The sequence below is a fragment of the Pigmentiphaga litoralis genome, assembly GCF_013408655.1.
Taxonomy (GTDB): domain Bacteria; phylum Pseudomonadota; class Gammaproteobacteria; order Burkholderiales; family Burkholderiaceae_B; genus Pigmentiphaga; species Pigmentiphaga litoralis_A.
The window spans coordinates 2,109,919-2,133,720 of record NZ_JACCBP010000001.1 but is presented as its reverse complement, the minus strand read 5'-3'; the positions used below and the strand labels follow the sequence as shown (position 1 = coordinate 2,133,720).

The following is a 23,802-nucleotide window of genomic DNA, read 5'->3' as shown; positions in this document are numbered from 1 at the left end:
CGCATCACGCCGGCTTGCGGAACTTGAGCAAGCGCGTGGGCAGCGCGATCGGCTGGTCCGGGTCGAACCAGCTCATGTCCGGGATGCGGGAGTCGGTCACGTACATCGTGCCGTCCGGTCCCTCGGCCAGGGTGTCGGGCCAGCGGAAATCGGGTGCCTGGGCCCATGGGCGCACTTCGCCGTCTTCCAGGATGGATACGGCATTGTCTTCGACGGCCGTGATGTACAGCCGGCCCTGGGCATCGATATGCAGGCCGTCGGCCGGACCATGTTCCACCACCTTTTCCACCTGCTGGCCGACGGCGTCGTCGCTGGCCTGCGGGTCCAGCAAGGCCGGGGTCGGGACCCGGTAAATGGTCTTGCCCTTGACGGCCTGCCAGTACAGATGCCCGCCATCGGGAGACAGGGCAATGCCGTCGGACGAGAACACGACGCCGCGGCCGTCGGTCATCAGCAGCGGTTTGCCGTCGGACTTGACCTGCACCGTGGTGTCGATCTGGGTGCTGGGGTGGCCATCAAGCACGCGCCGCGCCGTCCCGGTCTCCAGGTCGACCACCACGATGGCGCCGTGGGCGCCGGAGTCGGTCAGGTAGGCCGTCTTGCGGTCCGGACTCAGCCGGATGTCATTCAGATAGCTGCCCTGCGGCGCGATGGTCTCGTCGAACGCAATATTCTGCACGACCTGGTCGGACGCCAGGTCGATCTTCACCAGCTTGGGCGCATCGGGCACCACCTGCGCCTGCGCGGGCGCGCCAGGGTCGATGACCCACAGGCTGTCGCCATGCGGATCCGCCACGACCGACTGCACGCAGACCCAGTGATCGTTTGGCGTCATGTCGTCGCGCCTGGCATTGCGCCAGCTGTTCCATTCCTCGTCGGGATAGGGACGCAGCGAACCGTCGGGCAGCAGCTCGGCAACCGACACGGGCGCGTCTTCGGTCCAGCGCGGGAAGTTAACGAAGAACCGGTTGTCGGGCGTGACGGTAATACCGGTGACCTGATGCTCGAAGGTGGCGACGACTTCCAGTTGGGCCGCGCCGGCCGACGAACCAATCGATGTGACGTCCACGTCGGGGGACCGGCGCGCCTGAACACGGGAAAAGGGATAACGAAGCATGGGAGCCTCCTTGCTGCGGGCGCCGTGAAAGACATGCCCCATGCATGCCCAGACGACGGCGCGTTGGTGCCTGACCTGCAGCAACATCGGTGCCCAGTCTCACCCTCCGTGCTTCAGGCGCCGTCGACCCATCGGGCGGCCCACACCCGGGTGGCTTCCGTCAGCCATCCCGCCACCTCCGTGCGGACGATGTCTCCCAGTTCCAGGTGGTGTCCGGCTTCACGCAAGCCGTCGAGCGCACGGGCCGGGTCCAGTGCGGTCGCGCCCGTTTGCTTGGACAGCTTTTGCCCATCGGCGTTGGTCACGACGGGCACATGCATCATGCGCGGCTCGGGCAGGCCCAGCAGCCGCTGCAGTACGCGCTGGCGGGGCGTTGACGCCAGCAAGTCCGCGCCGCGCACCACGTCGGTCACGTGCTGCGCCGCGTCGTCCACCACCACGGCCAATTGATAGGCCCACAAGCCGTCCGCCCGCAGCAGGACAAAGTCGCCCACGTCGGCGGCCACGTCTTGCTGCTGGGGGCCGACCCAGCGGTCCTCGAAGTGGATGACACCCGGTGGTACGCGCACGCGCCAGGCCCGGGCATGGCGGCCCGGCGGCAGGCCCTGGGCGCAGGTGCCGGGGTAGGGGATTTCGCCGTCGGGCAGGCGGCCGTCGCGCCGCAATACCGAATCGGCGATTTCCTTGCGCGTGCAGCCGCAGCCGTAGATGTGGCCGGCGTGTGTCAGGCGGTCGAACGCCTCGCGGTAGACGGCGTTGCGGGCCGACTGGACCAGGATGGGGCCATCCCAGTGCAGGCCGAAGCCTTGCAATTGCTGGCAGATGCGGTCGGCCGCCCCGGGCACGACCCGGGGCGTATCCAGGTCTTCCATCCGCAGCAGCCACTGGCCGCCGTGCGCGCGCGCGTCCAGGTAACTGGCCAGGGCGGCCACCAGGGACCCCTGGTGCAAGGGGCCGCTGGGGCTGGGCGCGAACCGACCGATGTAGGGTCGGCGGCTCATGGCAGCACCTTGCCGGCCGGCGCCTGCGCATGCAGCGGCGTCAACAGGGCCGCCCGCAAGCGGGGCGATTCCAGCCGTTGCAGGAACCACTGCAGGGCCAGGCCTTCCGCCGGCGCGCGCCAGGCGTACAGCACCCGTTCGTTCAGCGGCACACCGTCGACCTGGCGCGCCACCAGCCGGCCTTGCGACAGGTAGGGCGCCGCCATCGGCTCGGGCAGGTAGCCGCATCCCAGGCCGCGCAGCTGTGCCTGCAGCTTGGCCTGCAGGGTCGAGACGGTCAGGGTGTGCTGCACCGACAGCAGGCCCTTGGACATGACCGGCAGGCGGCGCGATGTGTCGGCGACGGCCACGGCCGTATGCCGTTCGATCACGGCCGGGTCCAGCGGGTCTTCCATGCTGGCCAGCGGATGGTGCGGCGCCATGCAGAACACGAACGGCATCTGGCCGATCACCCGCGAATGAAAACCTTCAGCCGGGGCGCCATCGGCGTCGGTGCCTATTGCCAGGTCCGCCCGTCCGCTGAGCAGGGCGTCCCAATTGCCTTGGAGCACCTCGGTCGAGAAGCGCAGCCGGGTGCCGGTGCCCAGCGCATGAAAGTCTTCCACCAGGTCGAACAGCGGGTCTTCGCACAGAATGGCATTGACCGCGATGCGCAGCTCGACTTCCCATCCGGTCGCGATCCGTTTGACCCGGTGGGCAAGGGCGTCGAAGGCATTGAGCAGATGCCGGCCTTCCCGCAGCAATTCGGTCCCGGCGCGGGTCAGCTGCGCGCGGTGGCCCGACCGGTCGAACAGCAGCACGTCCAGGTCGTCTTCCAGGCGGCGCACCGAATAGGTCACGGCGGATGGCACCTTGCCCAGCTCGCGCGCCGCCTTGGCAAAACTGCCGTGGCGCGCGATCGCGTCGATCATCTGCAGGGATTCGGGGGTCAAGGACTGCATAGGCACTCGTTCAAATTTATTGAATGGTTCCGTCAAATCATACGGCACCGGCAGCGGGCTCACGCGCCCACAATGGATCCATCGTCAAGCGCGCCACGGCAATCTTCGTGGTGCAGCAACTGGAGCATTTCTCATGATTACCCTTCGTCGCAGTGAAGAACGCGGTCAGGCCAACCACGGCTGGCTCAAGAGCGCCCACACCTTTTCGTTCGCCGGCTATTACGATCCGGCGCACATGGGCTTCGGGCCGCTGCGCGTGATCAACGACGACTTCATTGCCGCCGGCCGGGGCTTTGGCACCCACGGTCACCGCAATATGGAAATCATTACCTATGTGCTGGACGGCGCGGTAGCGCACAAGGACAGCATGGGCAACGGGTCGACCATCCGTCCGGGTGACGTGCAGCGCATGAGCGCCGGCACGGGTGTGCAGCATTCGGAATTCAATCCCGATGCCGCCAACGCGACCCACCTGCTGCAGATCTGGATCGAACCGAACGAAGTCGACGGCCAGCCCGCCTATGAAGAAAAGAACTTCCCGGCCGAAGAAAAGCGGGGCCGCCTGCGCCTGGTGGCCTCGCCCGACGCGGCAGACGGCTCGGTCGGCATCCGGCAGGACGCCCGCCTGTTCGTCGGTCTGTTCGACGGGCAGGAAAGCGCGACCTTGCCCCTGGGCGCCGGCCGCAAGGCCTGGGTACATGTTGCGCAAGGTCAGGCCACCGTCAACGGCAAGGCCTTGAATGCAGGGGATGCGCTGGCGCTGGAAGACGAGGCGGAAGTCTCGATTGCCAAGGGGACGGGGGCGGAAGTGCTGGTGTTCGATCTGCCCTGATCACCCGGTGGACGGGCAGGGCGGGCCGACACAGTCCAAACCTGCATAGCTCGGTGCCAGACGGCGGCCCTCATGGCCGCCGTTTTTTATTGTTCGTACGACCATCCTCCTGGGAAAGCGGCCGGTTTTTGTGTTGTTGCATCAACACGAAAGCGATACGTGCCATGCAATCTGGTGTGCAAGGGTTTACCCTAGTCGCAGTGGGGCACCTTGCACGCTACTATCTGTTTCGTGTTCCATATATGGGCCGATGGTTCACATACGAAACAAAAGTACGCCCGGCCACCGACTCAACAATTGCACCGCTGACCCCTCATGACGATGCCCCGCCCCGACGCGCAGGACAAGTATCTGGTTCCAGGCCTGGAACGGGGTCTGCGCGTCTTGTGCGAAGTGGGCAAGGGCGAATTGAACCTGACCGCGCCGGAACTGGCGCGGCGCCTGCAGGTTCCGCGAACTACCGTGTTCCGGCTCTTGTCTACGCTTGAGCATCTGGGTTTTGTCGCCCGCACCGACAGCCGCCGTGAATTTGGCCTGGGCATGTCGGTGCTGCGCCTGGGATTCGAATACCTGTCGTCGCTTGCATTGACCCAGCACGGCCTGCCGGTGCTTGAAGCACTGCGCGACGAGTGCGACTATTCCTGTCATCTGGTGGTGCGCGATGGCGCGCACATCGTCTATGTTGCCAAGGTAGCGTCCGAGCGGCCCCTGGCCAGCTCCGTCAACGTCGGCACCCGCCTTCCTGCTCATGCCACGGCGCTGGGCCGCGTACTGCTGCAGGACATGGACATCGACGCCTTGCGGCAACTGTTCCCGGTGCATCCGCTGCCGGCCCATTCCCCGTCCACGCCAACGTCGGTCGACGCGCTGGCGGCCATGCTCGAACTGGACCGCGCACGCGGTCATGTGTATTCGGAAGGTTTTTTCGAACCCGGGATTTCCACGGTCGCCGCCGCCGTTCGTGATGGCAACGGCCAGATAGTTGCCGCCCTGGGGGTGACCATCCCCCAGACGCGGATCGATGCCGACGCGTTGCGGGTGCTGGTCCAGCGCGCGCACCGCGCTGCCGGCGACCTGTCGGCGCGGCTTGCTGCCGACGCCGGCGCTGACATGACTTCTTCTTCGTCCCGCATTTCCTCTTCTTTCAACGGAACGACCGCTCAATGACCATGTACAACCTCCAAGGCACCGTTGCCGTCGTGACCGGTGGCACTTCCGGGATCGGCCTTGCCACCGTCGACCTGCTGCTGGAAGCCGGCGCCGCCGTGGCCTTCTGTGGTCGCGATGAAGCCAAGCTGCGCAGTGCGCGCGAAGGCCTGCTGACCAAGTATCCCGGCGCCACGATCTTTGCCGATCGGTGCGACGTGCTGGTGCCCGAACAGGTGCAGGCGTTTGCCGCCGCGGTCGAGCAGAACCTGGGCAAGGCCAGCATTCTGGTGAACAACGCTGGTCAGGGCCGTGTGTCGACGTTTGAAAACACCGAAAACGCCGCCTGGCTCGAAGAAATGCAGCTCAAGTTCTTCTCGGTCATCAACCCGACGCGCGCCTTCATTCCTCAACTCGAACAGTCCGACAACGCCGCCATCGTGTGCGTGAACTCGCTGCTGGCAATCCAGCCCGAGCCCCACATGGTCGCCACGTCGGCTGCCCGCGCCGGCATCCACAACCTGGTGCGCTCGCTGGCATTTGAATTGAGCGCCAAACACATTCGCGTCAATGGCATCCTGCTCGGCCTGGTCGAGTCGGGCCAATGGCGCCGCCGCTACGAGAACCGCTCCGACAAGTCTTTGTCGTGGGAAGCGTGGACCGCCGGCATCGCCAACGAAAAGCAGATTCCCCTGGGCCGCCTCGGCCGCCCCGAAGAACCTGCACGCGCCATCTTTTTCCTAGCCACGCCCTTGTCGTCCTATACGACGGGCAGCCATATCGATGTTTCCGGAGGGGTCTGCCGTCATGCCTGATACCAATAAAATTACCGTGGGCGCAGCCATTGCCGCCTTTCTCGAAAACTGTGGTGTCAAGGCGGCCTTCGGTGTCATCTCGATCCACAACATGCCGATCCTGGATGCCTTTGGCGAACGCGGCAACATCCGTTTCGTGATGGCGCGCGGCGAAGCCGGCGCGACCAACATGGCCGATGCCTATGCGCGCACGGTCGGTGGCCTGGGCGTCACGGTCACCAGCACCGGCACCGCCGCCGGCAATGCGTCGGGCGCCATGGTCGAAGCCCTGACCGCCGGCACGCCGCTGCTGCACCTGACCGGTCAGATCGACAGCCCGTACCTGGACCAGAACCTGGGCTTCATCCACGAAGCGCACAACCAGCTCGACATGCTGAACGCCGTGTCCAAGGCCGCTTTCCGCATCCGCACGCCCGAAACCGCGATCGGTGTCCTGAAACGCGCCGTGCAGATCGCCATGACCGCGCCGACCGGCCCCGTCAGCATCGAAATCCCGATTGACGTGCAGCAGGCCCTGATCGACATGCCTGCCGACCTGAACCCGCTGCCTATCGTCAGCGCCGTGCCCTCCGAAGCCGCGCTGGACGAACTGGCCGACCGCCTGTCCAAGGCTACCCGTCCGCTGCTGTGGCTGGGCGGTGGTGCACGCCAGGCCGGTGAACAGGTGCGCCGTCTGGCCCGCCTGGGCTTCGGCGTCGTGACCAGTACGCAGGGCCGCGGCGTCCTGCCGGAAAACGATCCGGCGATCATCGGTTCGTTCACGGCGTCCAAGCCGGTCGAAGCGCTGTACCAGACCGCCGACGCCATGCTGGTGGTGGGCTCGCGCCTGCGCAGCAACGAAACGCTCAAGTACGCCCTGAGGCTGCCCAAGACCCTGTACCGCATTGACGCGGATCCGCAGGCTGACGGCCGCGGCTATCGCAGCGATTACTTCGTGACGGGTGATTCGACCCTGGCATTGAAAGGCCTGGCCGACCGCCTGGAAGGCAAGCTGAAGGTTGACGCCAAGCTGGCCGACGACGTGCAGCGCGCACGCCAGGATTCGCTCAAGCAACTGATGGACGACGTCGGCCCCTACGCCACGCTGATCCAGAAGCTGCAGGCCCGCATCGACGCCGACTGCGAGGGCACGGATTTCAACTGGGTGCGCGACGTGACCCTGTCGAACAGCATGTGGGGCAACCGCCTGCCTAACCTGGCGGATTCCAAGTCCGGCGTGCACGCCCTGGGCGGCGGCATTGGCCAGGGCCTGGCCATGGGTATCGGCGCAGCCATCGGCTCGGCGGTCACCTCGGGCAACAAGACGGTCATGCTGGCCGGTGACGGCGGCTTCATCCTGAACCTGGGCGAACTCGCCACCGCGGTGCAGGAAGATGCCGACGTGGTCATGATCCTGATGAACGACCAGGCCTACGGCGTGATCAAGAACATCCAGGACGCCGTGTACGGTGGCCGCAAGCACTATGTGCAGCTGCACACCCCTGACTACGCATTGCTGTCGCAGTCGATCAACCTGCCACACACCCGCGTCAGCGACCTGGCCGATCTGGACGCCGCGCTGGAAAAGGGCTTCACGACCGAAGGCCCGTTCCTGATCGAAATCGACATGCTGTCGGTGGGTGGCTTCAAGGCCACGTTCGCCGGTCCGCCGTCCAAAGTTCCTGCCGACAAGGCAAAGGCGTAAGCCATGAGCAACGAGAAGAGTCTTCCGATTTGTATCGCCGGCGAGTGGCGGCTGGGCGGCGGTGACCGCTACGCCACCCTGTACCCGGCCACCGGCGAGCCGCATGCGTGGCTGAACGCCGCCAGCCTGGACGACGTCGAAGAAGCGATCCAGGGCGCGCACAAGGCCTTCCGCGAAAGCGGCTGGGCCCAGAAGAAGCCGCACGAACGTGCCGCTGTTCTGTATCGCGTCGCGCAACTGATCCGCGAACGGTCCGAAGAACTGGCGCAGATGCAGCGCCTGGACAACGGCAAGCCGATCAGCGAAACGCGCGGCCTGGTGGCCAGCGCCGCCGGCACGTTCCAGTTCTTTGCCGCGGCCTGCGAGACCCTGGAAGAAACCATCACGCCATCGCGCGGCGATTTCGTCACCATGAGCGTGTACGAACCGATGGGTGTCGTTGCAGCCATCACGCCCTGGAATTCGCCGATCGCCAGCGAAGCGCAAAAAATGGCGCCGGCGCTGGCCGCCGGGTGCGCAGTGGTCGTCAAGCCTGCCGAAATCACGCCGCTGGCCGCGCTGGAACTGGCCAAGATTTGCGAAGCCGCCGGCGTGCCCAAGGGCCTGATCAGCGTGTTGCCGGGCAAGGGCTCGGTGCTGGGTGACGCGATCACCAAGCACCCGCTCGTCAAGCGTGTGTCGTTTACCGGTGGCACCACGACCGGAAAGCACATTGCGCACATCGCGGCCGACAAGATGATGCCGGTGTCGATGGAACTGGGCGGCAAGTCGCCCACCATGGTGTTTGCCGACGCCGACCTGGACCACGCCGTGAATGGCATCCTGTACGGCATCTTCAGTTCGTCGGGCGAATCGTGCATTGCCGGGTCGCGCCTGTTCGTCGACGCCAGCATCTATGACGAAGTGCTGGAACGCCTGGCGGCCGGCGCCGCCCGTCTGCGCGTGGGCGATCCGGCCGACGAAAAGACCCAGATGGGTCCGCTGATCACCGGCAAGCACCGCGAATCGATCGAACAATACGTGGCGCTGGGCGTGAGCGAAGGCGGCCAGATCCGCACGGGTGGCGAGCGTCCGAGCGTGGCCGGGCACGAAAACGGCTACTTCTATCGTCCTACCATCATCGAAGGCCTGAATAACCAGAACCGCACGTGCCAGGAAGAGATCTTCGGCCCGGTGCTGGTTGCCATGCCTTTCAGCAACGAACGCGACCTGATCGAGCAGGCCAACGACAGCGTGTACGCGCTGGCGGCCGGCATCTGGACGCGTGACTTCAAGAAGGCCTGGAAGATTGGCCGCGAAGTCCAGGCCGGCACCGTCTGGATCAACACCTACAAGCAGTTTTCCATCTCGACCCCGTTCGGCGGGTGGCGTGACAGCGGCCTGGGCCGCGAAAAAGGCCGCCTGGGTATCTTGCAATACATGGAACAGAAGGCCATGTATTGGGGCACCAACGAACAGCCGCTGGGCTGGGCAAACTGAGATGGCGCATCAGGAGAGCAACATGGATGTACTGGGCATTGACGAGATCACCTACGGCGTGGACGATCTGGCGACCTGCAAGAAGTTCTTCGCCGACTGGGGCATGACCCTGGTCCAGGAGACCGACAAGTCGCTGGTGTTCGAAACCATGAACCGTTGCCGCGTGATCGCCAAGACGACCGACTTTCCTGGCCTGCCGGCCGGGATCGAAGACGGCCCGACCCTGCGCGAAGTGGTGTGGGGCGTGTCGAGCGATGACGTCATCGCACGCTTTACCGATATCGTGAAGAATCTGCCGGGTTATGTGAACGACAACGCCGGCCGCATCGGCTGCACGGACCCCAACGGCCTGGCCGTCCGCTTCCAGAAGACGCGCAAGATCGACGTCGAAATGGAAGTCGCGGGCATGAATACCTGGACCGACAAGTCGCGCCGCAACCAGCGCAGCCCGATCTATGAGCGCGCCACCCCGATCGAAGTGGGCCACGTCGTCTTCTTCGTGAAGGATGTGAACGCCGTCGAAAAGTTCTATACCGACAACTTCGGTTTCGTGGCGTCCGACCGTTATCCGAACAAGGGCGCGTTCCTGCGCTGCGCACCGGAAGGCGGTCACCACGACATCTTCCTGCTGCAGCCGCCGCACGGCAAGCCGGGCCTGAACCACGTGGCGTTCGCCGTGCGCGACATCCACGAAGTGTTCGGCGGCGGCATGGCCATGTCGCGCCTGGGCTGGGAAACGCAGTTGGGCCCGGGCCGTCACCCGATTTCGTCGGCCTATTTCTGGTACTTCAAGTCGCCGGCCGGCGGCCTGATCGAGTACTACGCCGATGACGACTACCTGGATGCCGAATGGGAAGCGCGTGAATTCGAACCGGGGCCGACCGTTTTCGCCGAATGGGCGATCGACGGCGGTCTGGACGGCCATACGCGCCGCCAGGTCGGCACCAAGGGTCCGGACGGCAAGTTCCTGACCGACAAGCGTTGATGTCCGACCCGAGCCCAATGATGAGCACGCCTGAATCCGGCCAGCCCGCCAGCCAACCCGCCGCCGCGCCGTCGCCGAACATTCTGCTGACCGTGCTGCTCAAGCACGATCAGTCGAACAACCTCGACGCCGTCCAGACCAAGCTGAAAGACGCCGACTGGTGGGAACGCTTTCCGCCCGAGGGCGTGAAAGTGGTCTCGTGGACGGTGGCGATGGGCTTCGGCCAGATCGTGACGCTCGACGTGCCCGCGCACCTGCTGCCGCTGGTGAACGTTGAACTCGAACGGTCGGCCTGGGGCGTGTTCCGCACCGAATGTTTTCCAACGTATGACTTTGTCCCGGTTCGCGAACGCATTCGCGAGCGGGTGAGAAATGGAGGTAAATGATGCAAGATCGTTATCTGGAACCCCATCAGGCCCGCAAACGCGAGCCGACGGCCTACGAGAACCTGCTTGGCGACTCGCTCGAACGCGCATTCAGCAGCGGCGTGCATGAATTGTCCGGCCTGGTCGAATACCTGAACAACTACGGCCCTCCGGGCATGGACGCGCGTCCGTGGACCGAAGAGATTCTTTCCAAAGAGCTGGCGCGGCTCGCCAACTAACGCAGGAGCATGGCAATGAGCACCAAATACCAAACCCCTGATGACCTGTTGGCCGTCGGCCTGAAAGACCTCTGGTACCCCATCTGCCCGTCGGACTTCGTGACCGACAAGCCGATTTCGCTGCGCCGCCTGGGCCAGAAATTCGCCATCTGGCGCGATGCCGACGGCACCCCGTACGCACTGGAAGACCACTGCCCGCACCGCGGCGCGCCGCTGTCGCAAGGCATCCCGATGGGCGACCGCATCGCCTGCGGCTACCACGGCGTCCAGATCCGCAAGGACGGCGTGGTCACCAGCGTGCCAGGCAGCCCGGGCTGCAGCCTGGAAGGCAAGCGCGCGGCGCGTTACTTCCACCTGAAGGAAGTGGCCGGCGCGATCTTCCTGTACAACAGCAGCGAACAGATCGACACCCCGCCGCCGCTGAACCTGCCGGAACAGCTGACCGACGACGCCACGTGGTCCAACTTCCTTTGCTACACCGAATGGAAGGGCGACTACCGCTACGTGATCGACAACGTGATGGACCCGATGCACGGGACCTACCTGCACAAGCAGTCGCACTCGATGGCCGAAGGCTCGACGGTGGCGGAATTCGGCGTGCGGGATACGCCGACTGGCTTCATCTTCGAAAAGAAGGGCCAGCGCAACATGAACTTCGACTGGACGGAATGGGCCGATACCGGCATCCATTACATGCTGCTCGAGATCCCGTATCCGAAGTCCGGCGGCCCTGGCGGCAGCTTCGGCATCGTCGGTATCTACACGCCGATCAACGAAAAGCTGTCGGCCGTGTTCCACTGGCGCGTCCGCCGCGTGCAGGGCTGGCAGCGCGATGCGTGGCGTTTCCTGTACCAGAACCGTCTGGAAGCGCGCCACTGGGCCGTGCTGGAACAGGACCGCGTGATGCTGGAAGAAATGGAACCCGACGCGAACACGCGCGAGAACCTGTATCAGCATGACATCGGCATCGTGCGTCTGCGCCGTCACATGCGCAAGCTGGCGTCGGCCCAGCTCGAGCAGCTGCAAGACAAGGCGGCATGAGCACCCCCGCACCGGTCCGCCGCGTCATCGCGCCGTCGCTCCCCGAGCGCGACACGATGACGTGGTCCAACTGTCTGGTGCGGGGCAACGAGATCTCGTTGTCCGGCGTCACCGCGAACCCCGAATCGACGGTCGACGCCCCGCTCGGCACCTACGAGCAGACGGTGGTGATCCTGAACAAAATACGGGCGTTGGTCGAAGCCGCTGGCGGTACGGTCGAAAATATTTATAAACTGGTCATTTACGTCACCGACATCAAGGACAAGGACGAAGTCGGACGCGCCCGGAAAGAATTTTTCCAGGTGCCGTATCCTTGTTCTACCTTGGTCGGGGTCAACGCACTCGTTTTTCCCAGCCTGACCGTGGAAATCGACGCATTTGCCAGCCTCGATTACGCCCTGCGCGCGAGCGCCTAACGCTTCCAGATATCCGTCCATGAATACCAGCTCACTCATTCCGGTCCTGATCCACACCATCCGCCACGAAGCCAAAGGCATCATCAGCATCGAGTTTCGTGCTGCCGAAGGCGGCGAACTGCCTCCGTTCGAAGCCGGTTCGCACATCGACCTGCATCTGGACAACGGTCTGGTCCGCAGCTATTCGTTGTGGAATTCGCCGAACGAGCGGAACCGCTATGTGGTGGGCGTGCTGAACGACAAGAACAGCCGCGGTGGATCGAAGTTCGTCCACGAAAACCTGCGCGTTGGCACGATCATCAAGATCTCGCTGCCGCGCAACAACTTCAAGCTGGACGAGATCGCACCCAAGTCGGTGCTGGTCGCGGGCGGTATCGGCGTCACGCCGATCTACTGCATGTTCAACCGCCTGCGCGACCTGGGCAAGCCGGTCGAGATGCTCTACTGTGCGCGGTCCAAGGCCGAAGCGGCCTTTTCCGAAGAGCTGCTGGGCCATGAAGCCATGGTCACCACGCACTTCGACGAAGACAAGGGAGGCCCGCCAGATCTGAAAGGTTTCCTGGCGCAGCATTCGGCTGACACGCACTTCTACTGCTGCGGCCCGACGCCCATGCTGAACGCGTTCGAAGCCGCCTGCGCGGAACTGAACTTCCCCAACGTCCACGTCGAGCGGTTTGCGGCGGCGGGCGAAGTGGAAGCGGCGCAGGACTCGGCCTACCGGGTCGAGCTCAAGCGCAGCAAGAAGACGCTCGACATTCCGGCCGGCAAGTCGCTGCTGGACGCGCTGCTGGATGCGGGCGTGGACTGTGACTACAGCTGCCGCGAAGGCGTGTGCGGCGCATGCGAAACCTCGGTCATCGAAGGCGAACCCGAGCATCGGGATTCGGTGCTGACCGAACGCGAACGTGCATCGAACAAGACCATGATGGTCTGCGTGTCGGGGTGCAAGGGCAAGAGCCTGGTTCTGGATCTGTAAGCTGCCAGCGCTGGATTAAAACCGCGTTCCCCGCTGGATGAAGACCGCGTTCCTTTTGCAGGGCGCGGTTTTTTTTCGTCTGCCGGGATGCCTCTTCCATGCCTCTGGGCTGCGCCCTAGTCAGCGTGCGAGACCTGAATCAGCCAGTCCCGAGTTGCCTGTACTGCGTCGCTGACGGGCCGCCGGTCCGGTGCAAGCACGTGATAGGCCATCGCGTCCAGCAATGGTTCGGACACCACGCGCAGCAAACCCAGCTTCAACTCATCCTGTACCAGCAAGACGCTGAGCAAGGCGACACCCTGGCCCGCGATGGCGGCCTGGATCGCATGGCTTTCCTCCGAGTACCTCGGCCCTGCCGCTGGGTCAGCGAATGCGATGCCTGCCGCGCGGGACCAGGCCGGCCAGCTCAGTTCGGCGGGCGTCGGCCGGTGCCAGTCGAAGTGCACCAGGGGCCATGTTGCAGGATCCTGGTCGGATGCCGGCATCAGGGACGGGCTGGCGACTGGCGCAAAGCGGTCTCGCAGCAGGAGGGTGGCAGTGGCGCCCGGAAACGGGCCGACGCCATAACGGATCGCCAGGTCGGCCGCGCCGCCATTCAGGTTGGCCGGCGCGTTCGACGCATGCACGTGCAGGTCGATCGACGGATGCGCCGCCTGAAATGCCGCCAGCTTGGGCAGCAGCCACTTCGCGGCGAAGGCCGGGGTCGTCGATAGCGTCACGGTATCCCTGTGCGGGTGACGCAATTGCTCGATCGCCGCCGCCATGCCCTGGAATGCGCCACTGACGGCGGCATACAGGGTTGCGCCATCGGGCGTCAACGCGACAGCGCGCACCTGGCGCACGAACAGCGGACGGTCCACGAACGATTCGAGCACACGAATGCGATGGCTGATGGCCGTCGCCGTCACCGACAATTCCTCGGCGGCCTTCTTGAAACTGAGCAGGCGGGCGGCGGCTTCGAACGCGCGCAAGGACGTGAGCGAGGGCAGGGGGGTAGGCATGGACAGATGATCCCATGTCATGCGTCGGCTGACCATTGATCGTTTGTCCAGCATCCGGGAACGGCCGAGACTGAAGCCACTGACCTGACTTCATTCAAAGGATGTTCCACGATGACGACCCTGCTGCACATTGATTCCAGCGCCCGTTCCGGTGCCTCGGGCACGACCCGGCACGGCTCCCACACTCGGCGCCTGACCGAACGTTTTGTTCATGCATGGACCCAGCGGCATCCGGACTCCCGGGTGGTTTACCGCGATGTTGGCGCGTCGCCACCGCCGCCCGTGTCCGGCCGATGGATACAGGCAGCCTTCACGCCCGAGCACGTGCGTGAGCCGTGGATGCACGACGAATTGCGGTGCAGCGATGCGCTGGTCGACGAGTTGCTGCACGCGGACGTCATTGTCGCGGGCGTGCCGATGTACAACTTCGGGCCACCCGCCTCGTTCAAGGCCTACATCGACAATATCGTCCGCGTCGGCCGCACCTTCGGGTTCGATCGCAGTCGTCATGGCGATCCCTACTGGCCCTTGCTGGCGGACGCCGGCAAGCGGCTGGTGCTGCTTTCCTCGCGGGGGGACTTCGGGTACGGACCCACTGAACGCCTGGCGGACCGCAACCACGTCGAAGCGTCGGTGCGCACAGCCTTTGCCTATCTGGGCATCACGGACATGGTGGGCGCGGCGATCGAATACGACGAGTTCGGCGACGACAGGCTGGCGCAATCCATCGCGCGCGCCGAGGCGAAGGTGGACGAACTGGTGGAGGCCCTGGACGCCACGGCGCGTTAACGGTCTTCGGTCAGATCCGCATCGATGGGGTGGGCGGAACCGGCAGCGGTGGGGGCCTGCGCGCCAGCCTGGCCGGGCGTGTCGCCGTATCCGGCTGGCGTTTCATGCAGCGTGGCAGGCACGAGCGACGCCGGCGTCGACCCGTCGAACAGATGCGCGGGCAGATGTTTGACGGCTTCGTAGGTCGTGCCGATATGGTCGCGCAACAGGCGCGACGCCAGCTCCGCATCACGCGCCAGCGTGGCATCCAGGATGCCTTGATGCTCGTCGTGCAGGTCGCGCGGAATGGGGTCGCGCACGATGGTCAGGCGCCGGTAGCGCTCGGCCTGCTGGTACAGGATCCCCAGGAAATGATGCATCCACCGTGAGTCGCAGGCGCTGATCAGCGCCTGGTGGAATTCGCGGTTGCGCTCTTCCCATTCATTGAAGCGGCCCGGCCGGTCCACCGCCAGCCGTTCCTCCGCCCGTCGCAGGCGGTGAAACGCCGCGATCACCCGGCTTTCCCAGACATCGTCGCCCACGGCGATCGACTGCCGCAGTGCTTCGCTTTCCATCAGCATCCGGTTGCGGGTGATGTCCAGGAAGTCTTCCAGCGAAATCGGCGTGACGTGAAAGCCCCGCTGTCCGTGCACGATCACCAAGGCATCCGATACCAGCAGCGCCAGCGCCTCGCGCAGCGTGCCGGCGCCCACTCCATACGAATCTTTCAGGTGTTCCACCCGCAGGCGCGAGCCGGGCGGCAGGCGACCTTCAATGATGTCGCGGCGCAGGCTGGCGTACGCCGACCCGACCAGGGTGGTGGGGGCGGCGGCGTGGGCCAGAGGGGGCAGGGCGGCGGAGATTTCCGGCATGGAGCGGGACGACGCGTGAGCATCGCAAGGCAAGGTCGACAAGCCGAAGTGTAGAGGACTTTGAGGCGATCGGAACGAATCTAGGGAAAACCAGAAAATCTCGATAAAACGCTTTGACTTCGATATTCCCGGCGTCTATCTTATAAAAAAGCGCAGGAGACAGGCAGTGATTCATCTACATGACATCCGCTACGTCCGGCTCGGTACCCCCGACCTGGATGCCTCGGTCAAATATGCCACCGACGTCCTTGGGCTGGAAGTCGCGGAACGGTCGAACAAGACGGTGTACCTGCGGTCCGACAGCCGGGACCATACCCTGGTGTATTTCGAAGGCGATGCGCGCGACCACACCGCGGCCTTTGAAGTCGACACTGCCCGGGAACTGGACGACGCCCTCCAGACGCTGGAAAACGCCGGCGTGCGCGCCGTGCGCGGCACGGCCGAAGAAGCCGAACAGCGCCATGCGCGCGACTTCATCCGGTTCAACGATCTGTCGGGCAATCGCATCGAACTGGTCTTCGCGCCGCACCACAGCGGCCGCCGCTTCTTCGGCTCGCGCGATGCCGGCATCACCGGCTTCAGCCACATCGGCCTGCGCACGCTGGACGGCCGCCGTGATGAAGCCTTCTGGACGACGCTGCTTGGCGCGAAGGTCAGCGATCGCATCGGCGAAGCGGCTTTGCTGCGGATCGACGACGTGCATCACAAGATCGCGCTGTTTCCGTCCAGTTTCCCGGGCGTGCAGCACATCAATCACCAGGTTGAAAGCATCGACGACGTGATGCGCGCGTATTACATCCTGCGCGAACGCAACATCCCGATCCGCTTCGGCCCCGGCCGGCACCCGACCTCGGGCGCCATGTTCCTGTACTTCGAAGGGCCGGACAGCATGATCTACGAGTACTCCACCGGCGTGCGCATGATCACTGAAGAAGACGAAAAGACCTACCGTCCGCGCGACTTCCCCATGGTGCCGTCGTCGTTCTGCATGTGGGGCGCGCGCCCCGATATTCCGGAATTCAAGACATGACCGACTTTCAAGCCGATGCGGTCAGCCCCGAAGCGGGCGCCGTGCCGACCGCGCGCCAGCAAAGCCTGGTGCGCGCTGCAGCCCGGGCGCTGTCCCGCGCGGGGCTGGTGCATGCCTACGGGCATTGCAGCCTGCGGCTGGACGCGGACGCATTCCTGGTGTGCGCGGCTCGCCCCATGGGCCAGATCGACCCGACCGAAGATGGCGTGGTCGTGCCGGTCAACGGGGAATTGCCCGATGGCGTGCTGGGCGAAGTGCGCATCCATCAGCAGATCTACCAGCGCCGGCCCGATGTGCAGTCCGTGATCCGCAGCATGCCGCGCGACGTCATGACGCTGTCGGCAGCGGGCCTCACCCCGTCACCGCGGCACGGCATGGGCTCGTACTTTTCGCCTGGTGTGCCGCTGTGGCAAGACCCGCAACTGATCCGCACCGAAGCCCAGGCGGCCGGCGTGGCAGACACCTTGGGGACAGGCCCGGCAGTGGTGATGCAAGGCAATGGCACGGTGATCGCGGCGGCTTCTATCGAGGAAGCCGTGGTGCTGACCTGGTACCTGGAAGATGCCGCGCGGATCGAATTGCAGCTGCGCGCCGCCGGCCTGGCGGACGCGCCCGGATTGACGCCGGACCAGTGCGCGCAGCGGGCCACGCGCGCCGGCCGGATCTTTGAACGAATGTGGGAATACCTGTGCGCCGGTGATCCGGAATTTGCAGAGGTCCTTTAATTTTTGGAGTGAGCAAGGCAATGAGCGATTTCAGGAACTTCATCAACGGCGAGTGGGTGTCGACAGGCAAGACATTCGAAAACCGCAATCCCGTCGACAACAGCCTGATCGGCATGGTGCATGAAGCCGGCAAGGCGGAAGTCGGGGCGGCGGTCGACGCTGCACGCGCTGCGCTGAAGGGCCCGTGGGGCAAGCTCAAGGTCGAAGACCGGGTCGAACTGCTGCATGCCATTGCCGACGGCATCAACGCCAACTTCGACGAGTTCCTGGCGGCCGAAATGGCCGACACGGGCAAGCCGCATGGGCTGGCCAGCCACGTGGACATCCCCCGCGGCGCCGCCAACTTCAAGGTCTTTGCCGACCTGATCCGCAACGTGCCGACCGAAAGCTTCGGCATGGACACGCCTGATGGCGGCCACGCCATCAACTATGCCGTGCGTGCACCGCGTGGCGTGATCGGCGTCGTCTGCCCCTGGAACCTGCCGCTGCTGCTGATGACCTGGAAGGTCGGTCCCGCGCTGGCCACCGGCAATACCGTCGTGGTCAAACCGTCGGAAGAAACACCGGCCACCGCCACGCTGCTCGGCAAGGTCATGAACGACGTGGGCGTGCCCGCCGGTGTCTATAACGTCGTGCATGGCTTCGGGCCCGATTCGGCAGGCGAATTCCTGACCACGCATCCCGGTGTCGATGGCATCACCTTCACTGGCGAAACCCGCACGGGCGAAGCGATCATGCGCGCCGCCGCCTCGGGCGTGCGGCCGGTGTCGTTTGAACTCGGCGGCAAGAACGCGGGCATCGTGTTTGCCGATTGCGACTTCGACAAGGCAGTGGCGGGGATTGCCCGCTCCACATTCGAAAACAGCGGCCAGGTCTGCCTGGGTACGGAACGGGTCTACGTGCAGCGTCCGATCTTTGAGAAGTTCGTGGCGGCGCTCAAGCAGCGGGCCGAAGGCTTCAAGCTGGGCGACCCCAACGATCACAGCACCAACTTCGGACCGCTGGTGTCGCAAGAACATCGCCGCAAGGTGCTCAGCTACTACGAGAAAGCGCGTGCCGAAGGCGCCACGATCGTGACCGGCGGCGGCGTGCCGACCATGCCGGGCCGCATGTCCGAAGGCGCCTGGGTCCAGCCCACCATCTGGACCGGCCTGCCGCAGACCGCATCGGTGATCCGCGAAGAAATCTTTGGTCCTTGCTGCCACATCACTCCCTTCGACACCGAAGAAGAAGCAGTCAACATGGCCAACGCCACGCCCTATGGCCTGGCCGCCACCGTGTGGACGCAGGACGTCAGCGTGGCGCACCGCATGGGCCGCGCGCTCGAAGTCGGCATCTGCTGGGTGAACTCCTGGTTCCTGCGCGACCTGCGCACGTCGTTCGGCGGCGCCAAGCAGTCGGGTATCGGCCGCGAAGGCGGCGTGCATTCGCTGGAGTTCTATACCGAACTGCGCAACGTCTGCATCAAGCTCTGATGACCGCGCGGCGGTCGGGCTGACGCCGCGCAATGATTTGGGCCGCTACCGCGGGCCGGCAAGATTTGGGCCGCTGAAGCGGACCCGCAAAAAACATAACAACATCGACGGAGACACACCATGACACCCACCACCAAGGCTTTGGTGATGGCCGGCTTGCTGCTGGCCGCAGGATCGGCGCAGGCTGACATCAAGATCGGTTTTTCCGCCGTCCTGTCCGGCCCGCAGGCCGCGCAGGGGCAGGACCAGTACGACGGCTTCATGCTTGCGGTCGAACAACTGGGCGGCAAGTTCGGTGACCAGAAGGTCAGCGTCGTCAACGAAGACGACCAGCTCAAGCCGGACGTTGGCTCGCAGATCCTTCAAAAATTCCTGGAACGCGACAAGGTCGACGCGGTGGTGGGACTGGGCTATTCCAACATCCTGATGGCGCAGACGCGCCGCATCAAGGAATCGGGCGTGGTGGCGATTTCGACGGTGGCCGGTCCGGCGCCGATCGCGGGCAAGCTGTGCATGCCCAACCTGTTCGTGATGGGCTGGCAGAACGACGGCATGTCCGAAGCCATGGGCCAGTACGTCAAAGACAAGGGCTACAAGAACGTCTACCTGATGTCATCGAACTACCAGGCGGGCAAGGACAAGCTGGCAGGCTTCAAACGTTACTACGGCGGCCCGGTAGCCAACGAGGTCTATACGCCGCTTGGCCAGCTGGACTATTCGGCCGAGATTTCCCAGCTGCAGACGGCCAAGCCCGATGCGCTGTTCGCCTTCTACACCGGCGCCATCGGCGTCAACGTCGTGCGGCAACTGAGCCAGGCTGGCCTGATGGGCAAGCTGCCGTTCTTTTCCGACAGCCTGATCGAAGCCAACACGCTGGCCGCCATGAAGAACTCGGCCATCGGCGCCATCTACGGCTCGCCTTGGGCAACGGTGCTCGACAACCCGCAGAACAAGAAATTCGTCGACGGCTTCAAGGCCAAGTATCAGCGCACGCCGTCCGAATACGCGGTGAACGGCTACGACGCGGCCTATCTGCTCGATGCCGCCGTGCGCAAGCTCAACGGCAAGGTGTCCGACAAAAAAGCGTTTGCCGACGCGGTCAAGTCGGTGGGGGGCAGCTTCCCGACAGTGCGGGGCAAGTTCCGCTTCAATACCAACAACATGCCGGTGCAGAACTACTACGCGTTCGAGATCGTGCCGCAGGGCGACAGCTTTGCGGTCAAGCAACTGGCGCAAGTCTTTACCGACCACCAGGACGCCTACGTCAACGAGTGCAAGCCTTGATGGGGCCGGCGCGGGGGCATCGCATCCTTGCGCCGCATTTCTAACACTCACGGAAGCCAGCCATGATCAGTTCGCTGTTTCTGTCGCAGTTGCTCAACGGGGTGCAACTCGGCGTGCTGCTGTTCCTGCTGTCGTCAGGTCTGACCCTGATCTTCGGCATCATGAACTTCATCAATCTTGCGCATGGATCGTTGTACATGGTGGGCGCTTTCGTCGGCGCCGCCAGTTTCAACGCCAGCGGATCCTTCACGTTCGCCATTGCGGCGGCCATCATTTCCAGCGGCTTGGTCGGTCTGCTGCTGGAACACCTGGTGGCGCGGCCGCTGTACCGCTATGACCACCTGTACCAGGTGCTGGCCACGTTCGGCCTGATGATGTTCTTCAACGAACTGGCCATCGTCACCTTCGGCAATCGGCCGTACTACGCGGCGATACCGGAAAGCCTGGGCGGCGCCATTTCGGTGTTCGGCGCGCCGTACCCGGTGTACCGGATCCTGATCATCGCGGTGGGCGTGCTGGTGGCGCTGGGGGCGTGGTTCCTGATCCAGAAGACCCGTTTCGGCATGCTGGTGCGGGCGGGGGCCAGCAATGCATCGATGGTAAGCGTGCTGGGCGCCAATGTGGACCTGCTCAAGAAGTCGCTGTTCATGCTGGGCGCGGGCCTGGCCGGGTTGGCCGGTGCGCTGGCCGGTCCCATCCTGTCGGTGCAATCCGGCATGGGCGAACCGGTGCTGATCCTGGCGCTGGTGGTGATCGTGGTCGGCGGTATCGGCTCGATACGCGGCGCCCTGGTGGCTGCCATGGTGATCGCGATCATCGACACGCTGGGCCGCGCCTACCTGCCTAGCTTGCTCGGCAAGCTCATGCTGCCCTCGGCCGCCAACGCGGTAGGGCCCGCGCTGGCGTCCATGCTGATCTACGTGCTGATGGCGCTGGTGCTCGCCTTCCGTCCCAATGGCCTCATTTCAGCCGCTCGCCGCTGATCCCTTGCAAGGACGCTTTCGATGACTCGATCCAAGTTCGGGGCCTGGGTGATACCGGTGCTCTTTCTTCTGCTCGCCGCCGTGCCCTTCGTGGCCAACGCCATCGGCGAACCTTTCTACGTCACCTTCTTTGCGCGGGTCCTGGTGTATGCCCTCGCCGCCAGCGCACTAAACGTCGTGCTCGGCTTTGCCGGACTCGTCAGCTTCGGCCACGCGCTGTTCATCGGCCTGGGGTGCTATGCGGTCGGCATTCTCGGCTTCTATGACGTGACCAGCGGCTGGGCGCAACTGGGCGTGTGCGTGCTGGTCTGCGCCGCGGTGGCGCTGGTGGTCGGCAGCGTGTGCCTGCGCACATCGGGCATCGGCTTCATCATGATCACCCTGGCGTTTGCCCAGATGTTCTATTTCCTGATGGTCAGCATGACGACCTTCGGGGGCGACGACGGCTTGAACATCAACGCCCCCAGCAACTTCAGCGGCTTCGAACTCAGCGGCAGCACCGAGGTCTACTGGGCGGCCTGGGCCGTCCTGCTGGTCACAACGATCGTCATGGCGCGCTTCAAGCGTTCGCCCTTCGGGATGATCTTGCGCGCCACGCACATCAACCCGCGCCGGGTGAACGCCTTTGGCTACTCGGTGTTCCGCGTACAGTTGCTGGCGTATGTGTTTTCTGGCGTCATCACCGGGATCTCGGGCTTCCTGCTGGCCAACCTGACTGCGTTCGCATCGCCCAGCTACATGTCCTGGCAGATGTCGGGCGATCTGATCGTCATGATCGTGATCGGCGGCATTGGCCTGGTCACGGGGCCGATCGTGGGCACGGTGGTCTTCCTGGTGCTCGAAGAAATCTTCAAGGGCATCACCCAGCACTGGATGCTGTTGATGGGCCCGATCATCGTGCTGATCGCCTTGCTCGGCAAAGACGGGTTCTCGTGGGTCAAGCGCTTCAAGCGGCCCGATGTGTCCGGCCGTCAACCCGCCGCCACGGTGTCGGCGGCGTCGGTGGGGGCGTCGGCCAATGCGCCTTTGGGTTCCCCGATCGGTGCACCCGGGGTGGCGCCGATTGCCGGAGACACACCATGAGCGCGCTCGGACTGCAGACCACGGACCTGACCAAACGTTTTGGCGGGCTCAAGGCGACCGACGGGGTGTCGCTCGACATTGCACCGGGCGAACTGCACGCCATCATCGGGCCGAACGGTGCCGGCAAGACCACGCTTATCAACCTGCTGACGGGTGAACTGCGATCCGACGGCGGCCAGATCCGCATCGGCAGCAGCGACGTGACGGGCAAGCCGATCCAGCAGCGCGTCAGCCTGGGCCTGCTGCGGTCCTACCAGATCACGTCGATCTTCGACAGCTTCACGGTCAGTGAAAACGTCTGCATCGCCGCCATGCGCAAGCGCGGTGTGCGCTTCGCCATCTGGAAGCCCATGTCGGGCGATGCCGAACTGGTCGGCAAGGCACGCGCCATCATTGAACGTTGCCGGCTGGGTGACGTGGAACACACGGTGGTGGCCAATCTGGCCTATGGCCAACGGCGTCAGCTCGAAATCGCCATGGCGCTTGCGGCCGAGCCGAACATCCTGCTGCTGGACGAACCGATGGCCGGCATGAGCGCAGCCGAAGGGGCAGGGGCGATCGAACTGCTGCGGTCCTTGAAGGGGCAATACACGATCCTGCTGGTCGAACACGACATGCATGCGGTGTTCTCGCTGGCTGACCGCATCAGCGTGCTGGTGTACGGCAAGATCGTCGCCACCGGCGGCATCGATGAGATCCGCAACCATCCCGACGTGCGCCGCGCCTATCTTGGCGACGACGAAGACGCCTGACGCAAGGAGACCGCATGCTTTCCATCCAACACCTTGCCGCCAAGTACGACAGTTGCCAGGCCCTGTTCGACGTGGACCTGGAAGTCGGCCGCGGCGACGTCGTCGGGCTGATCGGCCGCAACGGCATGGGCCGCACCACTGTCATCAACTGCCTGTTCGGCTTGCTGCGTCCGTCGGCCGGCACCATCCGCTTCAACGACCAGCCCTTGAACGGCATGGCGCCGTACCGCGTCGGCCGCCTGGGCATCTCGCTGGTGCCCGAAGGCCGCCAGATCTTTCCGACGCTGACCATTGAAGAAAACCTGATCGCCACCGCCAAGCACGACGGCAGCGCATCGCAATGGACGCTGGAAAAAATCTACGAACTCTTCCCGCGGTTGAAGGAGCGCCGGTCCAACCTGGGCACGCAACTGTCGGGTGGCGAACAGCAGATGCTGGCGATCGGCCGCGCGCTCATGACCAACCCCAAACTGCTGGTGCTGGACGAAGCCACCGAAGGCCTGGCGCCCATTGTCCGCGCCGAGATCTGGAGCGTGCTGGCGCGGCTGAAAAACGAAGGCCTGACCATGATCGTGGTCGACAAGAACACCAAGGCGCTGATGCGCCTGTCCGACAGCAACTTCATTCTGGACAAAGGCACGACCGTGTGGCGTGGCACGTCGGCGGAACTGGCGGCGCGGCCGGAACTGATCGAACGGTACGTGGGAGTCTGAGTCGATGACGACAGCAACGATGACGGCAGCAACGATGACGGCAGCAACTGAATCGATGACAGCAGCAACTGGATCGATG

25 protein-coding genes are annotated in these 23,802 nt (G+C 64.4%); 20 read left to right on the top strand and 5 right to left on the bottom strand.

The window, feature by feature from the left end; translation table 11 throughout:
• Positions 1–4: 4 nt before the first annotated feature.
• The 3 genes from HD883_RS09520 to HD883_RS09510 all read right to left on the bottom strand — a co-directional run bounded on the left by HD883_RS09520 (position 5) and on the right by HD883_RS09510 (position 3,059).
• Entirely contained in the window at positions 5–1,117 is a 1,113-nt protein-coding gene (locus HD883_RS09520; RefSeq protein ID WP_179586102.1) for an L-dopachrome tautomerase-related protein, read from the bottom strand.
• 113 nt (positions 1,118–1,230) lie between these two features.
• Positions 1,231–2,118: a tRNA glutamyl-Q(34) synthetase GluQRS gene (gene gluQRS, locus HD883_RS09515; RefSeq protein WP_179586104.1), complete on the bottom strand. Its 888-nt coding sequence runs from the start codon at positions 2,116–2,118 to the stop codon at positions 1,231–1,233.
• A complete protein-coding gene (locus HD883_RS09510) occupies positions 2,115–3,059 on the bottom strand; it encodes a LysR family transcriptional regulator (protein ID WP_179586106.1) in 945 nt (314 codons plus the stop codon). Before HD883_RS09510 ends, gluQRS begins: the two co-directional genes overlap by 4 nt.
• A gap of 133 nt (positions 3,060–3,192) precedes the next feature.
• On the opposite strand from HD883_RS09510, the gene HD883_RS09505 reads away from it, so the two are divergent.
• From HD883_RS09505 to HD883_RS09455, 11 genes are all read left to right on the top strand, one after another.
• Positions 3,193–3,891 (top strand): pirin family protein, encoded by a 699-nt coding sequence (locus HD883_RS09505; RefSeq protein ID WP_179586108.1) that lies wholly within the window; start codon positions 3,193–3,195, stop codon positions 3,889–3,891.
• 321 nt (positions 3,892–4,212) lie between these two features.
• On the top strand, positions 4,213–5,058 hold the full coding sequence (locus HD883_RS09500; protein WP_179588645.1) for an IclR family transcriptional regulator: 846 nt from the start codon (positions 4,213–4,215) through the stop codon (positions 5,056–5,058).
• Positions 5,055–5,852 carry an SDR family oxidoreductase gene (locus tag HD883_RS09495; RefSeq protein ID WP_179586110.1) on the top strand — a complete coding sequence of 266 codons (798 nt, stop codon included), beginning with the start codon at positions 5,055–5,057 and terminating at the stop codon, positions 5,850–5,852. The genes HD883_RS09500 and HD883_RS09495 overlap by 4 nt, the downstream gene beginning before the upstream one ends.
• Complete coding sequence (locus tag HD883_RS09490) at positions 5,845–7,536, top strand: thiamine pyrophosphate-binding protein (RefSeq protein WP_179586111.1); 1,692 nt, start codon at positions 5,845–5,847, stop codon at positions 7,534–7,536. The genes HD883_RS09495 and HD883_RS09490 overlap by 8 nt, the downstream gene beginning before the upstream one ends.
• Before the next feature lie 3 nt (positions 7,537–7,539).
• Positions 7,540–9,015: an aldehyde dehydrogenase gene (locus tag HD883_RS09485; protein ID WP_179586113.1), complete on the top strand. Its 1,476-nt coding sequence runs from the start codon at positions 7,540–7,542 to the stop codon at positions 9,013–9,015.
• A gap of 22 nt (positions 9,016–9,037) precedes the next feature.
• Positions 9,038–10,000 (top strand): VOC family protein, encoded by a 963-nt coding sequence (locus HD883_RS09480; protein ID WP_179586115.1) that lies wholly within the window; start codon positions 9,038–9,040, stop codon positions 9,998–10,000.
• 20 nt (positions 10,001–10,020) lie between these two features.
• On the top strand, positions 10,021–10,386 hold the full coding sequence (locus HD883_RS09475; RefSeq protein ID WP_179586117.1) for a hypothetical protein: 366 nt from the start codon (positions 10,021–10,023) through the stop codon (positions 10,384–10,386).
• Positions 10,383–10,604: a recombinase-like helix-turn-helix domain-containing protein gene (locus HD883_RS09470; protein ID WP_218863183.1), complete on the top strand. Its 222-nt coding sequence runs from the start codon at positions 10,383–10,385 to the stop codon at positions 10,602–10,604. The genes HD883_RS09475 and HD883_RS09470 overlap by 4 nt, the downstream gene beginning before the upstream one ends.
• A 15-nt stretch (positions 10,605–10,619) precedes the next feature.
• Complete coding sequence (locus tag HD883_RS09465) at positions 10,620–11,645, top strand: aromatic ring-hydroxylating oxygenase subunit alpha (protein WP_179586119.1); 1,026 nt, start codon at positions 10,620–10,622, stop codon at positions 11,643–11,645.
• Positions 11,642–12,061 (top strand): RidA family protein, encoded by a 420-nt coding sequence (locus HD883_RS09460; protein ID WP_179586121.1) that lies wholly within the window; start codon positions 11,642–11,644, stop codon positions 12,059–12,061. Before HD883_RS09465 ends, HD883_RS09460 begins: the two co-directional genes overlap by 4 nt.
• A gap of 19 nt (positions 12,062–12,080) precedes the next feature.
• The gene (locus tag HD883_RS09455; protein ID WP_179586123.1) at positions 12,081–13,037 is read left to right on the top strand and encodes a PDR/VanB family oxidoreductase; all 957 of its coding nucleotides are present in this window, start codon (positions 12,081–12,083) and stop codon (positions 13,035–13,037) included.
• A 116-nt stretch (positions 13,038–13,153) separates the two neighbouring features.
• On the opposite strand, the gene HD883_RS09450 is transcribed toward HD883_RS09455, so the two are convergent.
• Positions 13,154–14,038, bottom strand: a complete 885-nt coding sequence (locus tag HD883_RS09450) for a LysR substrate-binding domain-containing protein (protein ID WP_179586125.1) — start codon at positions 14,036–14,038, stop codon at positions 13,154–13,156.
• A 111-nt stretch (positions 14,039–14,149) separates the two neighbouring features.
• Here HD883_RS09450 and HD883_RS09445 point away from each other — a divergent pair, with 111 nt between their 5' ends.
• Positions 14,150–14,827: an FMN-dependent NADH-azoreductase gene (locus HD883_RS09445; RefSeq protein WP_179586127.1), complete on the top strand. Its 678-nt coding sequence runs from the start codon at positions 14,150–14,152 to the stop codon at positions 14,825–14,827.
• On the opposite strand, the gene HD883_RS09440 is transcribed toward HD883_RS09445, so the two are convergent.
• Complete coding sequence (locus HD883_RS09440; protein WP_179586129.1) at positions 14,824–15,678, bottom strand: GntR family transcriptional regulator; 855 nt, start codon at positions 15,676–15,678, stop codon at positions 14,824–14,826. The genes HD883_RS09445 and HD883_RS09440 overlap by 4 nt on opposite strands.
• A gap of 166 nt (positions 15,679–15,844) precedes the next feature.
• Between HD883_RS09440 and HD883_RS09435 the strand changes: the two genes are divergently transcribed.
• From HD883_RS09435 to HD883_RS09400, 8 genes are all read left to right on the top strand, one after another.
• The gene (locus HD883_RS09435) at positions 15,845–16,708 is read left to right on the top strand and encodes a VOC family protein (RefSeq protein ID WP_179586131.1); all 864 of its coding nucleotides are present in this window, start codon (positions 15,845–15,847) and stop codon (positions 16,706–16,708) included.
• Positions 16,705–17,433 (top strand): class II aldolase/adducin family protein, encoded by a 729-nt coding sequence (locus HD883_RS09430; RefSeq protein ID WP_179586133.1) that lies wholly within the window; start codon positions 16,705–16,707, stop codon positions 17,431–17,433. The genes HD883_RS09435 and HD883_RS09430 overlap by 4 nt, the downstream gene beginning before the upstream one ends.
• Before the next feature lie 20 nt (positions 17,434–17,453).
• Complete coding sequence (locus HD883_RS09425; RefSeq protein WP_179586135.1) at positions 17,454–18,908, top strand: 2-hydroxymuconic semialdehyde dehydrogenase; 1,455 nt, start codon at positions 17,454–17,456, stop codon at positions 18,906–18,908.
• A 120-nt stretch (positions 18,909–19,028) separates the two neighbouring features.
• Positions 19,029–20,192: an ABC transporter substrate-binding protein gene (locus HD883_RS09420; RefSeq protein WP_179586137.1), complete on the top strand. Its 1,164-nt coding sequence runs from the start codon at positions 19,029–19,031 to the stop codon at positions 20,190–20,192.
• A gap of 62 nt (positions 20,193–20,254) precedes the next feature.
• A complete protein-coding gene (locus HD883_RS09415) occupies positions 20,255–21,175 on the top strand; it encodes a branched-chain amino acid ABC transporter permease (protein ID WP_179586139.1) in 921 nt (306 codons plus the stop codon).
• Between the two features lie 21 nt (positions 21,176–21,196).
• On the top strand, positions 21,197–22,258 hold the full coding sequence (locus HD883_RS09410) for a branched-chain amino acid ABC transporter permease (RefSeq protein WP_179586141.1): 1,062 nt from the start codon (positions 21,197–21,199) through the stop codon (positions 22,256–22,258).
• The gene (locus tag HD883_RS09405) at positions 22,255–23,010 is read left to right on the top strand and encodes an ABC transporter ATP-binding protein (protein ID WP_179586143.1); all 756 of its coding nucleotides are present in this window, start codon (positions 22,255–22,257) and stop codon (positions 23,008–23,010) included. Before HD883_RS09410 ends, HD883_RS09405 begins: the two co-directional genes overlap by 4 nt.
• A 14-nt stretch (positions 23,011–23,024) precedes the next feature.
• Positions 23,025–23,723 (top strand): ABC transporter ATP-binding protein, encoded by a 699-nt coding sequence (locus tag HD883_RS09400; RefSeq protein ID WP_179586145.1) that lies wholly within the window; start codon positions 23,025–23,027, stop codon positions 23,721–23,723.
• The last annotated feature ends 79 nt before the right edge of the window (positions 23,724–23,802 follow it).

What these genes read in the sequence shown, in the direction of transcription:
- HD883_RS09405 (WP_179586143.1), top strand. Translation starts at nt 22,255, where the DNA reads ATGAGCGCGCTCGGACTGCAGACCACGGACCTGACCAAACGTTTTGGC.
- HD883_RS09500 (WP_179588645.1), top strand. Translation starts at nt 4,213, where the DNA reads ATGCCCCGCCCCGACGCGCAGGACAAGTATCTGGTTCCAGGCCTGGAA.
- HD883_RS09445 (WP_179586127.1), top strand. Translation starts at nt 14,150, where the DNA reads ATGACGACCCTGCTGCACATTGATTCCAGCGCCCGTTCCGGTGCCTCG.
- HD883_RS09475 (WP_179586117.1), top strand. Translation starts at nt 10,021, where the DNA reads ATGAGCACGCCTGAATCCGGCCAGCCCGCCAGCCAACCCGCCGCCGCG.
- HD883_RS09415 (WP_179586139.1), top strand. Translation starts at nt 20,255, where the DNA reads ATGATCAGTTCGCTGTTTCTGTCGCAGTTGCTCAACGGGGTGCAACTC.
- gluQRS (WP_179586104.1), bottom strand. Translation starts at nt 2,118, where the DNA reads ATGAGCCGCCGACCCTACATCGGTCGGTTCGCGCCCAGCCCCAGCGGC.
- HD883_RS09520 (WP_179586102.1), bottom strand. Translation starts at nt 1,117, where the DNA reads ATGCTTCGTTATCCCTTTTCCCGTGTTCAGGCGCGCCGGTCCCCCGAC.
- HD883_RS09480 (WP_179586115.1), top strand. Translation starts at nt 9,038, where the DNA reads ATGGATGTACTGGGCATTGACGAGATCACCTACGGCGTGGACGATCTG.
- HD883_RS09470 (WP_218863183.1), top strand. Translation starts at nt 10,383, where the DNA reads ATGATGCAAGATCGTTATCTGGAACCCCATCAGGCCCGCAAACGCGAG.
- HD883_RS09510 (WP_179586106.1), bottom strand. Translation starts at nt 3,059, where the DNA reads ATGCAGTCCTTGACCCCCGAATCCCTGCAGATGATCGACGCGATCGCG.
- HD883_RS09400 (WP_179586145.1), top strand. Translation starts at nt 23,025, where the DNA reads ATGCTTTCCATCCAACACCTTGCCGCCAAGTACGACAGTTGCCAGGCC.
- HD883_RS09505 (WP_179586108.1), top strand. Translation starts at nt 3,193, where the DNA reads ATGATTACCCTTCGTCGCAGTGAAGAACGCGGTCAGGCCAACCACGGC.
- HD883_RS09465 (WP_179586119.1), top strand. Translation starts at nt 10,620, where the DNA reads ATGAGCACCAAATACCAAACCCCTGATGACCTGTTGGCCGTCGGCCTG.
- HD883_RS09440 (WP_179586129.1), bottom strand. Translation starts at nt 15,678, where the DNA reads ATGCCGGAAATCTCCGCCGCCCTGCCCCCTCTGGCCCACGCCGCCGCC.
- HD883_RS09450 (WP_179586125.1), bottom strand. Translation starts at nt 14,038, where the DNA reads ATGCCTACCCCCCTGCCCTCGCTCACGTCCTTGCGCGCGTTCGAAGCC.
- HD883_RS09455 (WP_179586123.1), top strand. Translation starts at nt 12,081, where the DNA reads ATGAATACCAGCTCACTCATTCCGGTCCTGATCCACACCATCCGCCAC.
- HD883_RS09485 (WP_179586113.1), top strand. Translation starts at nt 7,540, where the DNA reads ATGAGCAACGAGAAGAGTCTTCCGATTTGTATCGCCGGCGAGTGGCGG.
- HD883_RS09430 (WP_179586133.1), top strand. Translation starts at nt 16,705, where the DNA reads ATGACCGACTTTCAAGCCGATGCGGTCAGCCCCGAAGCGGGCGCCGTG.
- HD883_RS09495 (WP_179586110.1), top strand. Translation starts at nt 5,055, where the DNA reads ATGACCATGTACAACCTCCAAGGCACCGTTGCCGTCGTGACCGGTGGC.
- HD883_RS09460 (WP_179586121.1), top strand. Translation starts at nt 11,642, where the DNA reads ATGAGCACCCCCGCACCGGTCCGCCGCGTCATCGCGCCGTCGCTCCCC.
- HD883_RS09410 (WP_179586141.1), top strand. Translation starts at nt 21,197, where the DNA reads ATGACTCGATCCAAGTTCGGGGCCTGGGTGATACCGGTGCTCTTTCTT.
- HD883_RS09420 (WP_179586137.1), top strand. Translation starts at nt 19,029, where the DNA reads ATGACACCCACCACCAAGGCTTTGGTGATGGCCGGCTTGCTGCTGGCC.
- HD883_RS09425 (WP_179586135.1), top strand. Translation starts at nt 17,454, where the DNA reads ATGAGCGATTTCAGGAACTTCATCAACGGCGAGTGGGTGTCGACAGGC.
- HD883_RS09490 (WP_179586111.1), top strand. Translation starts at nt 5,845, where the DNA reads ATGCCTGATACCAATAAAATTACCGTGGGCGCAGCCATTGCCGCCTTT.